Origin of the sequence: Streptomyces cinereoruber, assembly GCF_009299385.1 — a bacterium.
GTDB classification, from domain to species: Bacteria; Actinomycetota; Actinomycetes; order Streptomycetales; family Streptomycetaceae; genus Streptomyces; species Streptomyces bikiniensis.
On record NZ_CP023693.1, the window covers coordinates 950,328 to 965,950 of the forward strand.

General features: G+C 73.0%; 12 protein-coding genes. 3 read left to right on the top strand and 9 right to left on the bottom strand.

The annotated features are described in order from the left end of the window. Nucleotides 1-217: 217 nt before the first annotated feature. Both CP977_RS04115 and CP977_RS04120 read left to right on the top strand, forming a co-directional pair. On the top strand, nt 218-868 hold the full coding sequence (locus CP977_RS04115) for a macro domain-containing protein (RefSeq protein WP_229991544.1): 651 nt from the start codon (nt 218-220) through the stop codon (nt 866-868). Between the two features lie 103 nt (nt 869-971). Beyond that, the gene (locus CP977_RS04120) at nt 972-2,603 is read left to right on the top strand and encodes an ADP-ribosyltransferase domain-containing protein (RefSeq protein ID WP_152369635.1); all 1,632 of its coding nucleotides are present in this window, start codon (nt 972-974) and stop codon (nt 2,601-2,603) included. Between the two features lie 54 nt (nt 2,604-2,657). Here the strand turns inward: CP977_RS04120 and CP977_RS04125 are convergent, their stop codons facing one another. From CP977_RS04125 to CP977_RS04150, 5 genes are all read right to left on the bottom strand, one after another. Next, complete coding sequence (locus CP977_RS04125) at nt 2,658-3,047, bottom strand: hypothetical protein (RefSeq protein ID WP_062757610.1); 390 nt, start codon at nt 3,045-3,047, stop codon at nt 2,658-2,660. A 120-nt stretch (nt 3,048-3,167) separates the two neighbouring features. After that, nucleotides 3,168-3,605, bottom strand: coding sequence for a hypothetical protein (locus CP977_RS04130; protein ID WP_062757612.1), 438 nt, complete (start codon nt 3,603-3,605; stop codon nt 3,168-3,170). Nucleotides 3,606-3,742: 137 nt separating this feature from the next. After that, nucleotides 3,743-4,555 (bottom strand): RNA polymerase sigma factor SigF, encoded by an 813-nt coding sequence (locus CP977_RS04140; RefSeq protein WP_062759198.1) that lies wholly within the window; start codon nt 4,553-4,555, stop codon nt 3,743-3,745. A 178-nt stretch (nt 4,556-4,733) separates the two neighbouring features. Next, nucleotides 4,734-5,177 (bottom strand): ATP-binding protein, encoded by a 444-nt coding sequence (locus tag CP977_RS04145; RefSeq protein WP_062757614.1) that lies wholly within the window; start codon nt 5,175-5,177, stop codon nt 4,734-4,736. Nucleotides 5,178-5,291: 114 nt separating this feature from the next. After that, nucleotides 5,292-6,506, bottom strand: a complete 1,215-nt coding sequence (locus CP977_RS04150) for a PP2C family protein-serine/threonine phosphatase (RefSeq protein WP_229991543.1) — start codon at nt 6,504-6,506, stop codon at nt 5,292-5,294. 107 nt (nt 6,507-6,613) lie between these two features. Here CP977_RS04150 and CP977_RS04155 point away from each other — a divergent pair, with 107 nt between their 5' ends. Continuing rightward, nucleotides 6,614-7,129 (top strand): MarR family transcriptional regulator, encoded by a 516-nt coding sequence (locus CP977_RS04155; protein ID WP_062757616.1) that lies wholly within the window; start codon nt 6,614-6,616, stop codon nt 7,127-7,129. A 169-nt stretch (nt 7,130-7,298) separates the two neighbouring features. Here the strand turns inward: CP977_RS04155 and CP977_RS04160 are convergent, their stop codons facing one another. The 4 genes from CP977_RS04160 to CP977_RS04175 form a co-directional block, all read right to left on the bottom strand. After that, complete coding sequence (locus CP977_RS04160) at nt 7,299-8,498, bottom strand: PP2C family protein-serine/threonine phosphatase (protein WP_062757618.1); 1,200 nt, start codon at nt 8,496-8,498, stop codon at nt 7,299-7,301. A 44-nt stretch (nt 8,499-8,542) separates the two neighbouring features. Beyond that, nucleotides 8,543-8,911 (bottom strand): STAS domain-containing protein, encoded by a 369-nt coding sequence (locus CP977_RS04165; RefSeq protein WP_062757620.1) that lies wholly within the window; start codon nt 8,909-8,911, stop codon nt 8,543-8,545. Nucleotides 8,912-8,957: 46 nt separating this feature from the next. Continuing rightward, the gene (locus CP977_RS04170) at nt 8,958-11,489 is read right to left on the bottom strand and encodes a SpoIIE family protein phosphatase (RefSeq protein WP_062757622.1); all 2,532 of its coding nucleotides are present in this window, start codon (nt 11,487-11,489) and stop codon (nt 8,958-8,960) included. Between the two features lie 87 nt (nt 11,490-11,576). Next, nucleotides 11,577-15,599, bottom strand: a complete 4,023-nt coding sequence (locus CP977_RS04175) for a HAMP domain-containing protein (protein ID WP_062757625.1) — start codon at nt 15,597-15,599, stop codon at nt 11,577-11,579. Nucleotides 15,600-15,623: the final 24 nt, after the last annotated feature.

Below are 15,623 nucleotides of genomic sequence, written 5' to 3' on the forward strand. Positions count from 1 at the left end.
TGGCCGAGGCCGCCGATTCTGCGCCACGACCGGGGCCTTGCCGCAAGCCCCCCGGTGCGCTATACCTTGAACATGGCGAGGAGAGCGATCTCCTCGCCTTCGTCGTTCCCTCTCCGGGCGGGTCAGGACGCCGGGGCGTTGTCAGTGGGGCGCTATAGCTTCGGAGTTGTTCGAGAAGCTGTGCGAGAGGGGCGGACTCGTGGGTGTCCGGCATGCGTTGAGAGTCGTACTGGTCGATGTGAACGCCGGGGTGGTGGCGGCCTGGCGGTCCGCGTTCGCGGACACGCCCGAGGTGGAGATCCGGCGGGGCTCCCTGCTCGACGTGGACGTCGACGCGTGGGTGTCCCCCACCAACGCGAAGGGGCGGATGGACGGCGGTGTGGACGCCGTCGTCAAGCGGTACCTCGGCGCCGGCATCCAGGTGCGGGTGCAGCGGGCGATCCGCGACCGGTTCGGCGGGAGCCTGCCGGTGGGCAGCGCGGTGTGCGTCCCGTCCGGGGCCGCCGTGCCCCGGTACCTGATCTCGACGCCGACCATGCGCCGGTCCTCGCAGGACGTCGGCGAGACCATGAACGTGGCCCTGGCGTGCGCGGCCGCGTTCCAGGCGGTGCACCTGCAGAACAGGGTGGAGCCCGGCAGCATCCGGTCGGTGGCGCTTGTGGGGCTCGGTGCGCAGACGGGGCGGGTGCCCGCGCAGGTGTGCGCCAATCTGATGTGGACGGGCTACACCCTGTTCCAGGACCACGGGTTCGCGGACTACGACGAGTTGAGGGCCGCGGTGCTGGGGCAGCTCGACGACATCCGGGGAGCGGGGTCCGCGCGGCGGGTCCGGATCGACGTGCCGCGGCGGCCTTCCTTTCGCCGCTGACCCGAAGGCCACGCAGGTTCCGCAGGGCGACGCCGCCCCCGCCGCTCCTGCCACCCCCGTCACCTCCACCACCTCCGTACCGAACCCCGGGAGTTCCGCACCCATGACCGAAGCCGGCGTTCCCGCCGACGGCGTTCCCGCCGCGGGCGACCCGCTGAACCTGGCCGAGCTGTTCACCGGCGGCGGCGAGCCGTGGCTGCCGCTGCTCGGGCCGGTGATCGAGGCGCGGCCGGGGGCCGCCGACTTCATCGGCCCGAAGCGGAGCCCGGAGGTGGTGCCGGTGCGGGAGCTGACGTTCCAGGCGCTGAAGCCGCACCCGCCGCACAAGTGGAAGGTGGTCGTCTTCGGTCAGAACCCGTACCCGCGGGCGGAGAGCGCGACCGGCATCGCGATGTTCGACAACACCTTCACCGACTGGAAGGACAGCCGGTTCGGCCGGGTGGTCAGCATCCGCTGCATCATCAAGGCCGCCGCGATGTGGAAGTACGGCATCGCCAAGAAGACGCCGGTCGCCGACGTCCGGGCCCTGCTGGAGAAGGAGGACACGGTCCCGCCGCCGGAGTGGTTCCAGTCGATGCTGGCCCAGGGCGTGCTGCTGCTCAACGCGTCCCTGACGGCGAGCGCGGACGGGGCGGTGCCGACCGACCGGCACACGGCGTTCTGGCGGCCCGTGGCCGAGCAGATCGTGGAGGAGGTCCTCCGGGCCAAGCAGGAGGCCGGGGAGGAGGACCGGGGCGTGGTGTTCGCCTGGTGGGGCGCGCACGCCCGGAGCCTGAAGCGGGTCGTCCAGCGGCTGGAGAAGAAGTACCCGGGGGTCGAGGTCCGGCACCTGGACCACGCGAACCCGGCGGCGCAGGGGGACGTCTTCTGCGAGGGCGACCACTTCGCGCGGGTGAACGACGCGCTGGCGGCGGTGGGGGCCGAGCCGGTCGACTGGCTTCCGGCGAAGGGCTGGGACCGGGAGGCGGCGGGGGCCGGCGGGTCGGAGGGCGGTGGTGTCGCGGAGCGGATGGGGGCGTTCATCGCGACGACGAGGGAGCTGCACCAGCTGTATCTGGAGCGGCTCACGAGCGTCAAGGACGAGGGGCTCGTCCTGCCGCCGATCACCGGTGTGTTCGACACTCCGCTGATGGACTTCCGCAAGGCCGTCGAACCGGTGGCGGGGGTGCTCCGGAACCTGGACGGGTACATCGAGCGGTCGAGCCTCTTCGGGGAGGCGAAGGCCGCGTCGGCGCAGGACTCCGGCGGGCTGTCCGCCGACGCGGTCGCGGCGCTCTACCTGTACACGTGCGAGTCGGCGTTCTACCGCGAGATCAACGCCGTGCTGCGGTCCCCGGACCGGGAGCGGCTGGTGCCGTACCTGCCGTACCTTCGGCTGCTGTTCTCGGCGGTGGCCGAGCTGCCGGTGCGGAAGGAGCCCCTGTGGCGGGGCGTGGCCCTCGACCTGCGGTCGCAGTACCCGGTGGGACGGACGGTGACCTGGTGGGGCGTGTCCTCGTGCACGTCGGAGCCGGCGGTGGCCCGGAGGTTCCTGGGGAGCCGGGGCAGGCGGACCCTGTTCGAGGTGACGCCGGCGCGGGCCGTGGGGATCCGGCGGTTCTCCGCGTTCACCGGCGAGGAGGAGTACATCCTCACGCCGGGCACCCAGTTGGAGGTGACGGAGGTGAAGGCCGAGCGCGGGGGCCTGTGCACCGTGCGGCTGACGGAGCTGGAGGGGACGGGCCCGGTGTCCTGAGCCGCCCGGCCCGCGAAGTCCGTTTCGGAACGGGCCGGTTCAGAGGAGGCCGGTTCAGAGGAGGCCGACGGTCCGGGGCGGGGCGTAGACGTGGCGGGCGAGGTGCTCGCGTCCGCAGCGGAGGTCGAAGTCCCGGTGCGGACCGGGTTCCCGCTCGCGGGCGATCCGCTCCCGGTGACTGGCGCAGGTGTCGCAGTCGGGGTCCCAGTCGGGCAGGAGGTCGGGATGGCGGGCGGCGAGGTGGGCGCCGAGGGCGATCTGGGTGGTGACGGTGCTGTCGAACGGGTCCCAGTCGACGCCGCGTTCGCCGGTGAGGCGGAGTTCGGCGATCCGGTCGCCGACGTTCCGCATGGTTCGGTAGAGGTCGGCGCACTCGTCGCAGTCCCACATCCAGGGCGGAGGCAGGGGCCACTCGTCGCCGGGGTCGATCTCGTCCTGGCTCATGGAAGGCACGATAGTCCGAAGGACCCGGGGCGCCGGGCCCTTTCCCCGATACTGGGGGCTACCGCCCGGTACCGGGGTGCGGCGGCCCCGGGCACGCTATGCCGTGCTTCCCCGGCCGGGCTACAGGTCCTCGCAGAAGGCGCGGGCCCGGTCCAGTTCCTTCTTGACCTCCGCGTTGAACTCGAAGGTCACGGCGTGCCGTTGCCGGGAGCCGCGGACGGCCTGCGCGAGCGGTGCGTACCGCGCGTCCCCCGCCGCCGCCGACGCGGAGAGCGCGTCGGCCGCCGCGTAGCGGTTGAGGGCGATCTCGCCGGCGGGGCCCTTCTCCGTGTACTTCGCCGGGTCGAATCCGTCGAGCGCCCGGCACGCGGCCTGCGCGTCCCCGGCCGGGCCCCCTCCGGCGGAGGCGGTGTCCCCGCTCAGCGTCCAGGCGACGCCCGTCCCCGCGACGCCGAGCACGAGCCCGGCCATGAGGGAGAGGGCCACGGTGCGGGTGCGGTTGCGGGACTGCGCGGGGGCCGCCGGCGCGGGGGCGGGGTGAGGCTGCTGTGGCTGCATCGGCCCAAGGTAGCCCGGCCCCTCACCCCCCGGGCAAGGGGTCGGCCGTCCCGGGCCGGTGACACGGGGAACGGCCTCACCGGAAGGGGGGGCGGTGAGGCCGTTCGGTTCCCGTGGGGGAAGCGGGGAGGGGGGCGTCACTCCATGGGGGCGAGCATGCCCTTGCGGAGGCGGGCGAGGTTGCGGGAGAGGAGCCGGGAGACCTGCATCTGGGAGATGCCGAGCCGCTTCCCGATCTCCGACTGCGTCAGCTCCTCGACGAACCGGAGGTGCAGCAGCAACCGGTCGCGCTCGCCGAGCTCGACGATGAGCGGGGCGAGGGCGTGGAAGTCCTCGAAGAGTTCGAGCGCCGGGTCCTCTTCTCCTATGAGGTCGGAGAGCATGGCGCCGCTCTCCTCCCCCTCGCCGCCGACCGCGGCGTCGAGCGAGGTGGAGTTGTAGCCGTTGGAGGCGATCCGCGCCTCGATCACCTCGTCCTCGGAGAGGTTCATCAGGGCCGAGAGCTCCGCCACGCTCGGCGAGCGCCCGAGGCGGGAGCTGAGCTCCTCCGTCGCCTTGGCCAGTTCCACCCGGGCCTCCTGGAGGCGGCGGGGGACGTGCACGGCCCAGGAGGTGTCGCGGAAGAACCGCTTGATCTCGCCGACGATGCACGGGACGGCGAAGGTGGTGAACTCGACCTCGCGGGAGATGTCGAAGCGGTCGATCGCCTTGATCAGTCCGATGGTGCCGACCTGGACGATGTCCTCCATGTCGTCGCCGCGGGCCCGGAAGCGGCCGGCGGCGTAGCGCACGAGCGACATGTTCATCTCGATCAGCGTGTTGCGGGCGTACTGGTACTCGGGGGTTCCCTCCTCCAGTACGGCCATCCGGTCGAAGAACAGCTTCGACAGTTCACGCGCGTCCTTCGGCGCCACCTTGTCGGGGGCTTCGAGCACAGGAAGGCCCCCCATGGTCCGCTCGGCGCCGGTCTTCGTCTCGGTCAGCACTGTGGTCGGCACTCCGATGACCCCCTCTTTCGTCGACAACCCGTCTTCCCCCGGACGGCCCGCATACCCCGGCCCTCACGGAGCATGCACACCTTCTCGAAAATTTCTCTCCGAGCGCGTGATCGCTTCCGCCGGACGGGTGTCAGACGAGGGAGAGGCGCGCCCTGACCCGCTTCCCGGACGGCTGCGGCTCCACGCTGACGCTCTCGCAGACGGCGACGACGATCTCGACGCCGTGCTGGCCGATGCGGCCGGGGTCGTGGCCCCGGGGGACGGGAGAGGCCTCCAGGCGGTCGAACACCGAGATCTCCAGAGCGTCCTCGAACAGTTCGAGCAGCAGGCGGCAGGGGCCGGGCGCGTGGCGCACGGCGTTGGTCACCAGCTCGCTGACCACCAGGCGCGCGAGGTCGACGCGCTCGCGCGGGACCCGCGGGTGCCCCGATGCCGGGGAGGCGGTGAGGAAGTCGGCGGTGAAGTCGCGGGCGGACGCGACCATGCCGTCGTCGGCGTCCGTACCGTCGTAGTCGACACTCGCGTACAGCAAGGGCCCCTGTGTCGCGCGCTCCGCGGCGATCGCGTCCGTCATCGGCCTGCCTCCCCTCACACGGCTCGGTGCCGTGCTCCGTACCTCATCCTGCGCACCTTCCCTCCTTTGCGATTTCCACACCGTCCGCATCCGAGAACGCGGACACGACCGTACTCATACGGCGGAAGGCCCGGGAAGGGCTTCGCGGTCCCCGTCGGCGACCGCGTGCCGCCCGGCGGGGCGGCGGCCGTGCCAGTCCAGACAGAGTACGAGAACGTCGTCCGGCAGTCCGCCGGGGGCTTCCTCGCGCAGCGTCCGGACGACGGCCCGGGGGGCGTCCGGGCAGGCGGTGTCCCGGGTCCGCTCGATCGCGCGGCGCACCGGGCGGTCGAGGGCCGGGTCGCCGCCGGGCGGGGGCTCGCCCCGGTCGCAGGCGACGAAGACGAGCCGGTCGCCGGGGAGGACGCGGAGGCGCTGGGCGGCGTAGACGGTGTCCTCGAACATGCCGAGGGGCAGCTGGCGCTCCAGGTCGATCCGCTCGGTCGCCTCGCCGCGGGCCCGCCAGACCGTGGGCGAGCCCGCGTCGACGACCTGCACCTCGCCGGTGGCGCGGGCGAAGCTCAGCAGGAGGGCGGAGAGGGACCGCTCGCCCCGGTGCTGCCCGTAGAGGGCCTGGTCGGTGAGGCTGGCCTGGCCGACCAGGTCGAGCCCGGCGCGCCGGGCGTTGCGGATGGCGTTCAGGGCGAGGCTGCCGACCAGGGCGGACGGGGTGTCGGGCCCGGTGCCGTTGGCGACGACCAGGGTGAGCTCCTCCTCGGTGACGTTCCAGTCCAGGACGTGTCCGCCCGAGGTGTAGGAGGGCTCCCAGTAGGCGTGCAGGTCGAACTCGGCGTCCGTGCACGCCCGCCCGGGGAGCAGGCCCCACTGCATCTCCGCCGGGACGCTGAGGGCGCTCGCCCGGCGCGTCCGGCGGTACAGGTCGGTGTGGCGGTCGGCGACGCGCAGGGCGTGTCCCAGCGTCTCGGCGACGTCGGCCAGCTCCTCGGTCGCCCCGGGAGTGGCCAGGTCCGAGGGGAGGACGACCACGAGGACGCCGCACCGCTCGCCGCGGACCGTCACGGGAAGGTACGCGGTCGCCGTGGGCCCGTCACCACCGAAAAGATATGGTTGCTGTGTGGAAAGTGCGCGACCTGCGGGCCCCGACCCCACGGTCACGTGCCGCATCCCGGCCGGAGCCTGCACGGGCTCGACGGGGCGCAGCGACGTGAGCCCGTAGTCGAGGAGCAGGAGATCGGCGGAGAGCACGGCGAACCGCCGTGCCAGATCGACGCGGAGGGAGTCCAGGAGGCGGTGTGGCGGCGCCCCGCGCAGAGCGCGTTCCACTGTCACGTGTCGATCCACCGGACCCGTACCGCCTTCTGGAGAGATGTGGAGATGACCGGAGCGTCGCGAGGCCGACGCCTTCCGCCCCGGACGCCTGAGGAGTGTCGGTAGCCATGGACACGAACCCCGCCCCGTCCCCGCGGGAGCCGCAGGAGACGGCACAGGCAGCCCGGGAGCTCATCGAGCTTCTGGAGGTGCTGTGGGAGCGCGGCCGGGACATGGTGTCGTCGACGCCGGTGTCGGCCTCCCAGCTCCGCGTGCTCTACAGCCTCGACCGCGAGGAGGGCATCAACCTCCGGTCCCTGGGGGAACTGCTCGGTTCCGCGCCGCCCTCGGTGAGCCGCATGTGCGACCGCCTGGAGGCGCTGGGGTTCGTGCAGCGGCTGCCCAGTCCCGTCAGCCGCCGGCAGCTCGAACTGCACCTGACCGTCCGCGGCAAGGCGTACCTGCGCGATCTGCGGGTCCAGCGGGAGGAGGCCCTGCTGGCCGTCATCTCCGAGATGTCCCCGACGAGCCGGAAGGCGCTGCTGCGCGGTCTGACGGGCTTCCAGGACGCACTGGACAAGGAGAGACCGTCGGCGCCCCCGGTGCGCCGGGGCGCGCCGCTCAAGGACGTCCGGTCCGCCTGACCCCCGTGCGCCGCGCGCGCCGCCCGGTCACGTAGCCCCTGTCCCACTTGTCACCCTCTGCCCGCCCATGACGCGTCCACCCCGGACACGAGCCAGGTGTTGCCCCAAGGATACAGTTGCCGCACGGCAACTGTTGACACCGGGTGTGCCGGTGAACCCCGGGGGCGGGTCAGGCGTCGGAGGCTTCCGGGAAGCCGGGGTCGTGCCCGTCCCGGCGTCCGTACCAGTCGAGGCAGACGACGAGCGCGTCGTCCTCCAGCGGGGCGTCGCCGTGGTACGCGGCGAGCTCGCGCAGGACCGCGCCCGGGACCTGCGAGGGCGGCAGCAGCTTCGTGGCGGTGAGCGCGCGGGCCAGCGCCCGGTCTCCGTAGCTCTCCCCGTCGGGGGAGGCCGCGTCGTACACCCCGTCGCTGCCGAAGAGCAGCCGGTCCCCCGGGCGGACCGCGAGGCGCTGCGTCTCGTAGACGGTGTCCTCGAACATGCCCAGGGGCAGCTGGGCCTCGAAGGAGACGGGCTCGACGGAGCGGTCCCGCAGCCGCCACAGGCGCGGCGATCCGGCGTCCACGGCCTCCACCTCCCCCGTGGCGAGGTCGAAGCGGAGCAGGAGCACCGAGACGAAGGCCTCGCCGCGGTACTGCGCGTACACGGCCTGGTCCGCCAGGGCCGCCTGGTCGACGAGGTCGAGGCCGGCGCGGCGGGCGTTGCGGAGGGCGTTGAGGGCGAGGTTCGTCAGGAGGGCGGCCTCGATGCCCTCCCCCATGCCGTTGGTGACCGTCAGGGTCAGGTGGTCGGCCGAGGCCGACCAGTCGTAGTTGTCCCCGAAGATCGCGTAGGCGGGCTCCAGGTGCGCGCCGAGGGCGAACTCGGGACGGACGCAGGAGCGGCCCGGCAGGAGCTGCCACTGCATCTCGGCCGCCAGCGTCAGCCGGGTGGCCCGCCGCGCGAGGTCGTACAGGTCCGTGTCGCGCTCGGCCACCAGGATCTCGTGGCCGAGCGCCTCGCAGACGTGCCGCAGCTCGGGCAGCAGGGGCACGAGGTCGCTGCCCGGCGGCAGGGCGGCGGTGAGGACCCCCATCCGGTCCCCCCGGACGGTGACCGGCAGGTGGACGGAGACGGCGTCGGCGTCACGGGTGACGTACGGCTCCTGGGCGCCGAAGGCGCGCCCCTGCGGGCTGTCGTGGATGAGGACCGGCGGGGTCGTCTGCGGCACGCGTTCGACGAGCTGGAGCGAGCGCAGCGCGTAGTCGGCGAGGCGGAGCTCCACCCGCAGCGCTCCGCACTGCTTGCGCAGGGCGTCCGCCACGACGCCCACCAGCAGGTGCGGAGCGGCCCGGCGCAGGGCCTGCTCGACACCGGTGATCTCGTCCACGTGTTCCGGCTTCTCCTTCTCGTCCCCGCCCGCGGCGCGGCCCTCTAGCCCTCGTGCCCGGCCGCGACGAGCGCGTCCGCCACGTCGGCGTGCAGGGGCGTCGTCATCGTCAGGCCCGTGATCTCCAGGATGCGCCGCACGGCCGGGGTCGGCGCGGCGAGGTGGAGGTCGCCCCCGGACTCCCGCGCGTCCCGCCCCGCCCTGATCAGGACGTTCAGACCGGACGAGTCCATGAAGTCCAGGGCGGAGAGGTCCAGGACGAGGTGGCGGCGACCGTGCAGGAACTGGTTGGCCAGGTGGTGGTGGAGCATGGTGGCCGTCTCGATGTCGAGCTCTCCTCCCACGGACACGACCGCCGTGTCGGCGTCGCGGATCTCCACTTCGACGTCCAGGTTCACTTCGCGCTCGGGCATGCTCCCTGCTTTCCACAAATGAGGTGTTGGTCGGTCGGGCACGGGGTCAGGTGACCCGCACTCCGATCAGGCACGTGTCGTCGTCGGTGTCGGACTTGCTGTGCGTGAGCAGCAGGTCGAGGCGCCGTTCGAGGCCGCCGGCCGGCGCCTGGGCCGTGGCGAGCAGCTGGTCGAGGGAGTCGTGCACGGAGGTGTCCCGCCGCTCGACGAGGCCGTCGGTGTACATCAGTACGGTGTCCTCGGGCTCCAGCTGGATCTCCGCCTCCTCGTACTCGGCCTCGGCGAGGGCCCCGAGCAGCAGCCCCTGGAGCAGCGGCAGCGTGGTGGCCCGGTCGCCCCGTACGAGCACGGGCGGGAGGTGTCCCGCCCTGGCCCAGCGCAGGGTGCGGGTCGAGGGGTCGAAGACGCCGCAGACGGCGGTGGCCGTGACCTGGGCGGTCAGGTGGTGGGCCACGTTGTTCAGCCAGGACAGGAGCTGTCCGGGGCCCGCGCCGGTCACGGCGAGGCCGCGCAGGGCGTTGCGCAGGACGACCATGCCGGTGGCGGCCTCTATGCCGTGGCCCGCGATGTCCCCGACGCACAGCAGGATCTTCTTGGACGGCAGGACGACGGCGTCGTACCAGTCGCCGCCGACCAGGGACTCGGTCTCGGCGGGCCGGTAGCGCACGGCGACGTCGAGGCCCGGGGCGTCGAGCGGGGCCGTGGTCGGCGGCATGATGGCGTGCTGGAGCTGGAGGGCCAGCCGGTTGCGTTCCGCCGACTCCTGCTCGGTGACGGCGAGTTGGTCGCGGGTGGCCGCCAGGGCGACCTCCGTCCAGTGCTGCGCGGAGATGTCCTGGTAGGCGCCCCGCACGGCGAGGAGCCGCTCGTCGGCGCCGAGGGAGGGCTCGGCGATCACCCGGATGTGGCGGGTCACCCCGTCCCGGCGCAGCATGCGGAAGGCGGCCGAGCTCGCCCGCCGCTGGTGCAGCACGGCCTGGAGGAAGCGGCCGATGGCGTCCTCGTCGTCGGGGTGGGCGTGGGCGGTGAGGTCGCGCAGGGAGACCGGGCCCTCGGTGAGGTCCCGCCCGAAGAGGTCGAAGAGCTGCCCGTTCCAGGTGATCTCCCCGGTCAGGACGTCCTCCTCGAAGCCGCCGATGCGGCCGAGGCGCTGGGCGTGCTGGAGCAGACTGGCGAGCCGGGCGGTCTCGTCCTCGATGCGCCAGATGAGGAGCACGCTGTCGCCGTGCCGGCTGATGCTGAGGTCGGCGGCGGACGCGAGCGGCACCTGGTCCACGAGGGCGGTGAGGCGGGTCCGCCGGGCGCGGAAGGGCTCCCCGGTGGCGTAGACGCGCTCGATCCGCTCGAAGAGCTCGTTCTCGCCGGCCGTGCTGGGGTACGCCTCCAGGAGCAGGGCCCCGTCGACGGCGCCGCGCGAGCGGCCCGCCGGGTCCTGGAAGTGCTCGTTGGCGTGGCGGATGCGGAAGTCCCGCAGGCGCCCCTCGCCGTCCAGGTGCGGGGTCAGGACCAGGGCGGGGTCGTAGAGGCCGTCGGCCAGCTCCACCAGCTCCGCCGCCCCGGCGGCCGCGGACGAGAGGGCCCGGGACCGCACCGGTTGGACGGGAAGGGTCTCCAGGGTGTGGGCGCACAGCTCGGCCAGGGCCTCGATCTGGCGCTCCACGGCCTGCGGCTGGGGTTCGAGGGGCCGGGGCCAGCAGATCTCCAGGACCCCGTGGATCCGGCCGCCGGTCCCGGCGGGCACCGCGACCCGGCCGCCGTCGGGGTGGCGGGTGTGGCCGATCGAGGGGAGGCCGGCGGTTCCGAGCGAGGGGAAGCGGACGGTCCGGCGGGTGGTGAGGGCCTCCCGGGCCACGGTGGCCACGCCGGGCGGCACGTAGCGCCAGCGGGCGGGCTCGTCGGCGCCGAAGCCCGCGTGGCCGCAGAGGGTCAGGGAGGCGTCGGGGCCGGTGGTCCAGATGGCGACGGCGCTGGCGCCCAGGGGCGCGAGGGCGTGTTCGAGGAGGGACTCGGCGACGGCCTGGCTGTCCCCGGCGTTGAGCGCGGCGCTCTCGGCCGTGCGCAGGCGCACGGCGACCGACCCGCCGGCCCTCGTTCCACCGGTCCCGTCGGCGCCTGCTTCACCGGTTCCGCGGACGTCCGTGCCCGTCCCGTCGGCCCCGGGGTCCGTTCCGGGTCCGTCCGGCTGCCGTACGGTCCTGACGAAGTCGCCGGCGACCTCGGCGACCCGGTCGTGGGCGGCCTGGTTGATGATGTCCGCGGCCAGCTCCAGCTGGGAGAGCCCGGCCTGGCCGGCCAGTTCGGCGAGCTGCTTCGCGGCCTGCGCCGGGCCGCAGCCGAGCCGCTCGACGATGACGCCCTTGGCGAGCTCGACCAGGGCCCGCCCCTCGGCCGCGGCGTGCGCGGCGCGCACCTCCTCGCGCAGCCGCTCCACCGTGGCGGCCAGCCGGCCGACGGCGGAGTGGTCGTCCGGCGACGGCTCCTCCCGGTCGGGAGGGAGGACCGGTCCGGCCGGTGTCGGAGCGCCGTCCCCTCGGGGACCGACGGCGGGGTCTCCGCCGTGGCGGTGGGGAGCACTCATGACGCGGACTCCTCGGGGACGGCGGCCTGGGCCGCGGGGCGGACGGGACGGGAAGGAAGGGGTGGTGGCACGGGGAGGGGTCGCGGCCTATCCGTCGTGCAGCCACCGGCGGATGCAGGCGATGAGGTCGTCGGCGTCGACCGGCTTGGTGACGTAGTCGCTGGCGCCCGAGGCGAGGCTCTTCTCGCGGTCCCCGGGCATGGCCTTGGCGGTGACCGCGATGACGGGCAGTCCGGCGTGGGCGGGCATCTGCCGGATCTTCGCGGTGGCGGTGTAGCCGTCCATCTCCGGCATCATGACGTCCATCAGGACCAGGTCGATGTCGGGGTGCGCGGCGAGCGCCTCGATCCCCTTGCGGCCGTTCTCGGCGTGCAGGACCTTGATGCCGTGCAGCTCCAGGATGCCGCTCAGGGCGTACAGGTTGCGGGCGTCGTCGTCGACCACGAGGACCGTGCGGCCGTGCAGGGCGGTGTCGATGGCCTGCGGCGCCGGGGGCCGGTGCTCGCCGCGCACCAGGGGCACGACGTCGCCCGGCTGGTCCGCCGACAGGTGCAGGGCGATCCGCTCGCGCAGTTCGTCGAGGCTGGAGAGCAGTTCCAGCGGGCGGCGGCGGGCCCGGGTCTGGAGGGCCCGCTCGTGCTCGGGGGTGAGCCTGCGGTTGTTGTGGGCGAGGACGGGGACGGTGCGCAGCGCCTCGTCGCCGTCCATGGCGTCGAGGAAGTGCAGGGCCTCGCCGTGGGCCATGTCGACCTCGAGGACGACGCAGTGGAACGGCTGGGTGGCGAGGGCGGTCGCGGCCTCCTGCGGGCCGACGGCCGTGATCAGCTCGATGTCCTCCCGGTCCGCGCGGTCCCGGCCGGCGGCCAGCTCCACGACGGCGTTCTCGGCGACGAGCGAGAGCAGCCCGCGCGGGCGCTCCTCGATGACGAGGAGGCGCCGGGTCTGCCGGGCCGGCGGGGCGGCGGGCAGGGCGGGGCGCGCGGCGGGGTCGGCGGCGGCGGAGAGCTCCGCGACCTCCTCGTCCGCTTCGGTCCGGAGGGCCGGGGCGTGGACGGACTGCTCCTTGAAGTCGGCCCGGGCGACGGGCAGGTAGAGGGTGAAGGTGCTGCCCTCGCCGGGCTCGCTGGCGACCGTGAGGGCGCCGCCGAGCAGATAGGCGATCTCCCGGCTGATGGACAGGCCGAGGCCGGTGCCGCCGTACTTGCGGTTGGTGGTGCCGTCCGCCTGCTGGAAGGCGCCGAAGATGGCGTCCAGGTGCTGGGCGGCGATGCCGATGCCGGTGTCCTTGACCCGGAAGGCGACGACGGGGCCGCCGCGGTGGACCGTGGCGGGCAGTTCGTCGTCCGAGGCGGGCTCGATGCGGAGCTCGACGCTGCCGCGCTCGGTGAACTTGACGGCGTTGGAGAGCAGGTTGCGCAGCACCTGCCGCAGCCGGGAGTCGTCGGTGACGAGGTCCACGGGGACGCCGGCGGCGGTGGAGACGGTGAAGGTGAGGCTCTTCTGCGTGGTGAGCGGCCGGAACGTGGCCTCGACGTAGTCGAGGAGGCGGCGCAGCGCCACCCGTTCCGGGTTGAGGTCCATCTTCCCGGCCTCGACCTTGGACAGGTCGAGGATGTCGTTGATCAGCTGGAGCAGGTCGGATCCGGCGGAGTGGATGATGCCGGCGTACTCGACCTGCTTGGCCGTGAGGTTGCGGGTCGGGTTCTGGGCGAGGAGCTGGGCCAGGATGAGCAGGCTGTTGAGCGGGGTGCGCAGCTCGTGGCTCATGTTGGCCAGGAACTCGGACTTGTACTTGGAGGCGAGGGAGAGCTGCTGGGCGCGGTCCTCCAGCTCCTGCCGGGCCTGTTCGATCTGGAGGTTCTTGGCCTCGATGTCGCGGTTCTGCGAGACGAGCAGGGCCGCCTTCTCCTCCAGTTCGGCGTTGGAGCGCTGGAGCTCCTCCTGCTGGACCTGGAGCTCCTCGGAGCGGGCCCGCAGTTCGTCGGCGAGGCGCTGGGACTCCCCCAGGAGCTCGTCGGTGCGCACGTTGGCGACGATCGTGCTGAGGTTGACGCCCACCGTCTCCATGAGCTGCTCCAGGAAGTCCCGGTGCACGGAGGTGAAGGGGGTGAAGGAGACCAGTTCGATGACGCCCAGGACCTGGTCCTCGACGACGATCGGGAGGACGATCAGGCTGCCCCCCGAGGCCTGGCCGAGGCCGGAGGAGATGTAGACGTAGTCGCCGGGCACGTTCTCGGCGGCGATGGTGCGGCGGCTGCGGGCGGCCTGTCCGACGAGGGACTCGCCGAGCCGGAAGCGGTCGCGGCTGTCGGCGGGGCGCCCGTAGGAGCCGACGAGCTTGAGCTCGACGCCCTCCGTGCCGTCCTCGGCGAGGTAGAACGCGCCGTACTGGGCGGACACCAGCGGGGTCAGCTCGTCCATGACGAGTTCGGCGACGACGGCGAGGTCGCGGTGGCCCTGCATCAGCTCGGAGATGCGGGCGAGGCTGGACTTGAGCCAGTCCTGCTCCTGGTTGGCGCGGGTGGTCTCGCGCAGCGAGCCGACCATCGCGTTGATGTTGTCCTTGAGCTCGGCCACCTCGCCGGAGGCGTCGACGGTGATGGAGCGGGTCAGGTCGCCCTCGGCGACCGCGCTCGCGACCTCGGCGATGGCGCGGACCTGACGGGTGAGGTTCCCGGCCAGCTCGTTGACGTTCTCGGTCAGGCGCTTCCAGGTGCCGGAGACGCCCTCGACCTCGGCCTGGCCGCCGAGGCGGCCCTCGCTGCCGACCTCGCGGGCGACGCGCGTCACCTCGGCGGCGAAGGAGGACAGCTGGTCGACCATCGTGTTGATGGTGGTCTTCAGCTCCAGGATCTCGCCCTGGGCGTCGACGTCGATCTTCTTGGAGAGGTCGCCGTTGGCGACGGCGGTGGTGACCTGGGCGATGTTGCGGACCTGGCCGGTGAGGTTGTTCGCCATCGAGTTGACGTTGTCGGTGAGGTCCTTCCAGGTGCCGGCCACGTTCGGCACCCGGGCCTGGCCGCCGAGGCGGCCCTCGGTGCCGACCTCGCGGGCGACGCGCGTCACCTCGTCGGCGAACGCCGACAGGGTGTCGACCATCGTGTTGATGGTGTCGGCGAGCGCGGCGACCTCGCCCTTGGCCTCCACGGTGATCCGGCGGGACAGGTCGCCCCGGGCGACGGCGGTGGCGACCTGGGCGATGGAGCGGACCTGGCCGGTGAGGTTGGACGCCATCACGTTGACGTTGTCGGTGAGGTCCTTCCAGGTGCCGGAGGCGCCCCGGACGGTGGCCTGGCCGCCGAGGTTGCCCTCGGTGCCGACCTCGCGGGCGACGCGCGTCACCTCGTCGGCGAAGGCCGAGAGCTGGTCGACCATCGTGTTGATGGTGTTCTTCAGCTCCCGGATCTCGCCGCGGGCGTCCACGTCGACCTTCTTGGAGAGGTCTCCCCTGGCCACGGCGGTGGCGACGTGGGCGATGGAGCGCACCTGGGCGGTGAGGTTGCCGGCCATCGAGTTGACGGAGTCGGTGAGGTCCCGCCAGGTGCCGGAGACGCCCTTGACGTCCGCCTGGCCGCCGAGGATGCCCTCGGTGCCGACGTCACGGGCCATGCGGGTGACCTCGTCGGCGAAGGAGGACAGCTGGTCGACCATCGTGTTGATGGTGTTCTTGAGCTCCAGGATCTCGCCGCGGGCGTCGACGTCGATCTTCTGGGAGAGGTCTCCCTTGGCGACGGCGGTGGCGACGTGAGCGATGTCACGGACCTGGGTGGTGAGGTTGCCGGCCATCGCGTTGACGGAGTCGGTGAGGTCGGCCCAGGTGCCGGAGACGCCGGGGACCTCGGCCTGGCCGCCGAGGGTGCCCTCGGTGCCGACCTCGCGGGCGACGCGCGTCACCTCGGAGGTGAAGAGGGAAAGCTGGTCGACCATGCCGTTGAAGACGCTGGAGATCTCGCCCATGAGCCCGCCCGCCTCGTCGGGCAGCCGGGTGCCGAAGTCCCCGTCGCGCACGGCGGTGAGGCCGGCCAGGAGCTGGCGCAGCTCCGCCTCTCCCACGGCGGCCGGCCCCGGCCGCCGTGCGGCCGAGGAGCCCTCGATCGTCTTCTCAGACATGCCTCATCCTCGTTCGCTCGCCAG

What these genes read in the sequence shown, in the direction of transcription:
- CP977_RS04125 (WP_062757610.1), bottom strand. Translation starts at nt 3,047, where the DNA reads ATGAGCCAGGACGAGATCGACCCCGGCGACGAGTGGCCCCTGCCTCCG.
- CP977_RS04155 (WP_062757616.1), top strand. Translation starts at nt 6,614, where the DNA reads ATGGACACGAACCCCGCCCCGTCCCCGCGGGAGCCGCAGGAGACGGCA.
- CP977_RS04120 (WP_152369635.1), top strand. Translation starts at nt 972, where the DNA reads ATGACCGAAGCCGGCGTTCCCGCCGACGGCGTTCCCGCCGCGGGCGAC.
- CP977_RS04170 (WP_062757622.1), bottom strand. Translation starts at nt 11,489, where the DNA reads ATGAGTGCTCCCCACCGCCACGGCGGAGACCCCGCCGTCGGTCCCCGA.
- CP977_RS04140 (WP_062759198.1), bottom strand. Translation starts at nt 4,555, where the DNA reads ATGGGGGGCCTTCCTGTGCTCGAAGCCCCCGACAAGGTGGCGCCGAAG.
- CP977_RS04175 (WP_062757625.1), bottom strand. Translation starts at nt 15,599, where the DNA reads ATGTCTGAGAAGACGATCGAGGGCTCCTCGGCCGCACGGCGGCCGGGG.
- CP977_RS04130 (WP_062757612.1), bottom strand. Translation starts at nt 3,605, where the DNA reads ATGCAGCCACAGCAGCCTCACCCCGCCCCCGCGCCGGCGGCCCCCGCG.
- CP977_RS04145 (WP_062757614.1), bottom strand. Translation starts at nt 5,177, where the DNA reads ATGACGGACGCGATCGCCGCGGAGCGCGCGACACAGGGGCCCTTGCTG.
- CP977_RS04165 (WP_062757620.1), bottom strand. Translation starts at nt 8,911, where the DNA reads ATGCCCGAGCGCGAAGTGAACCTGGACGTCGAAGTGGAGATCCGCGAC.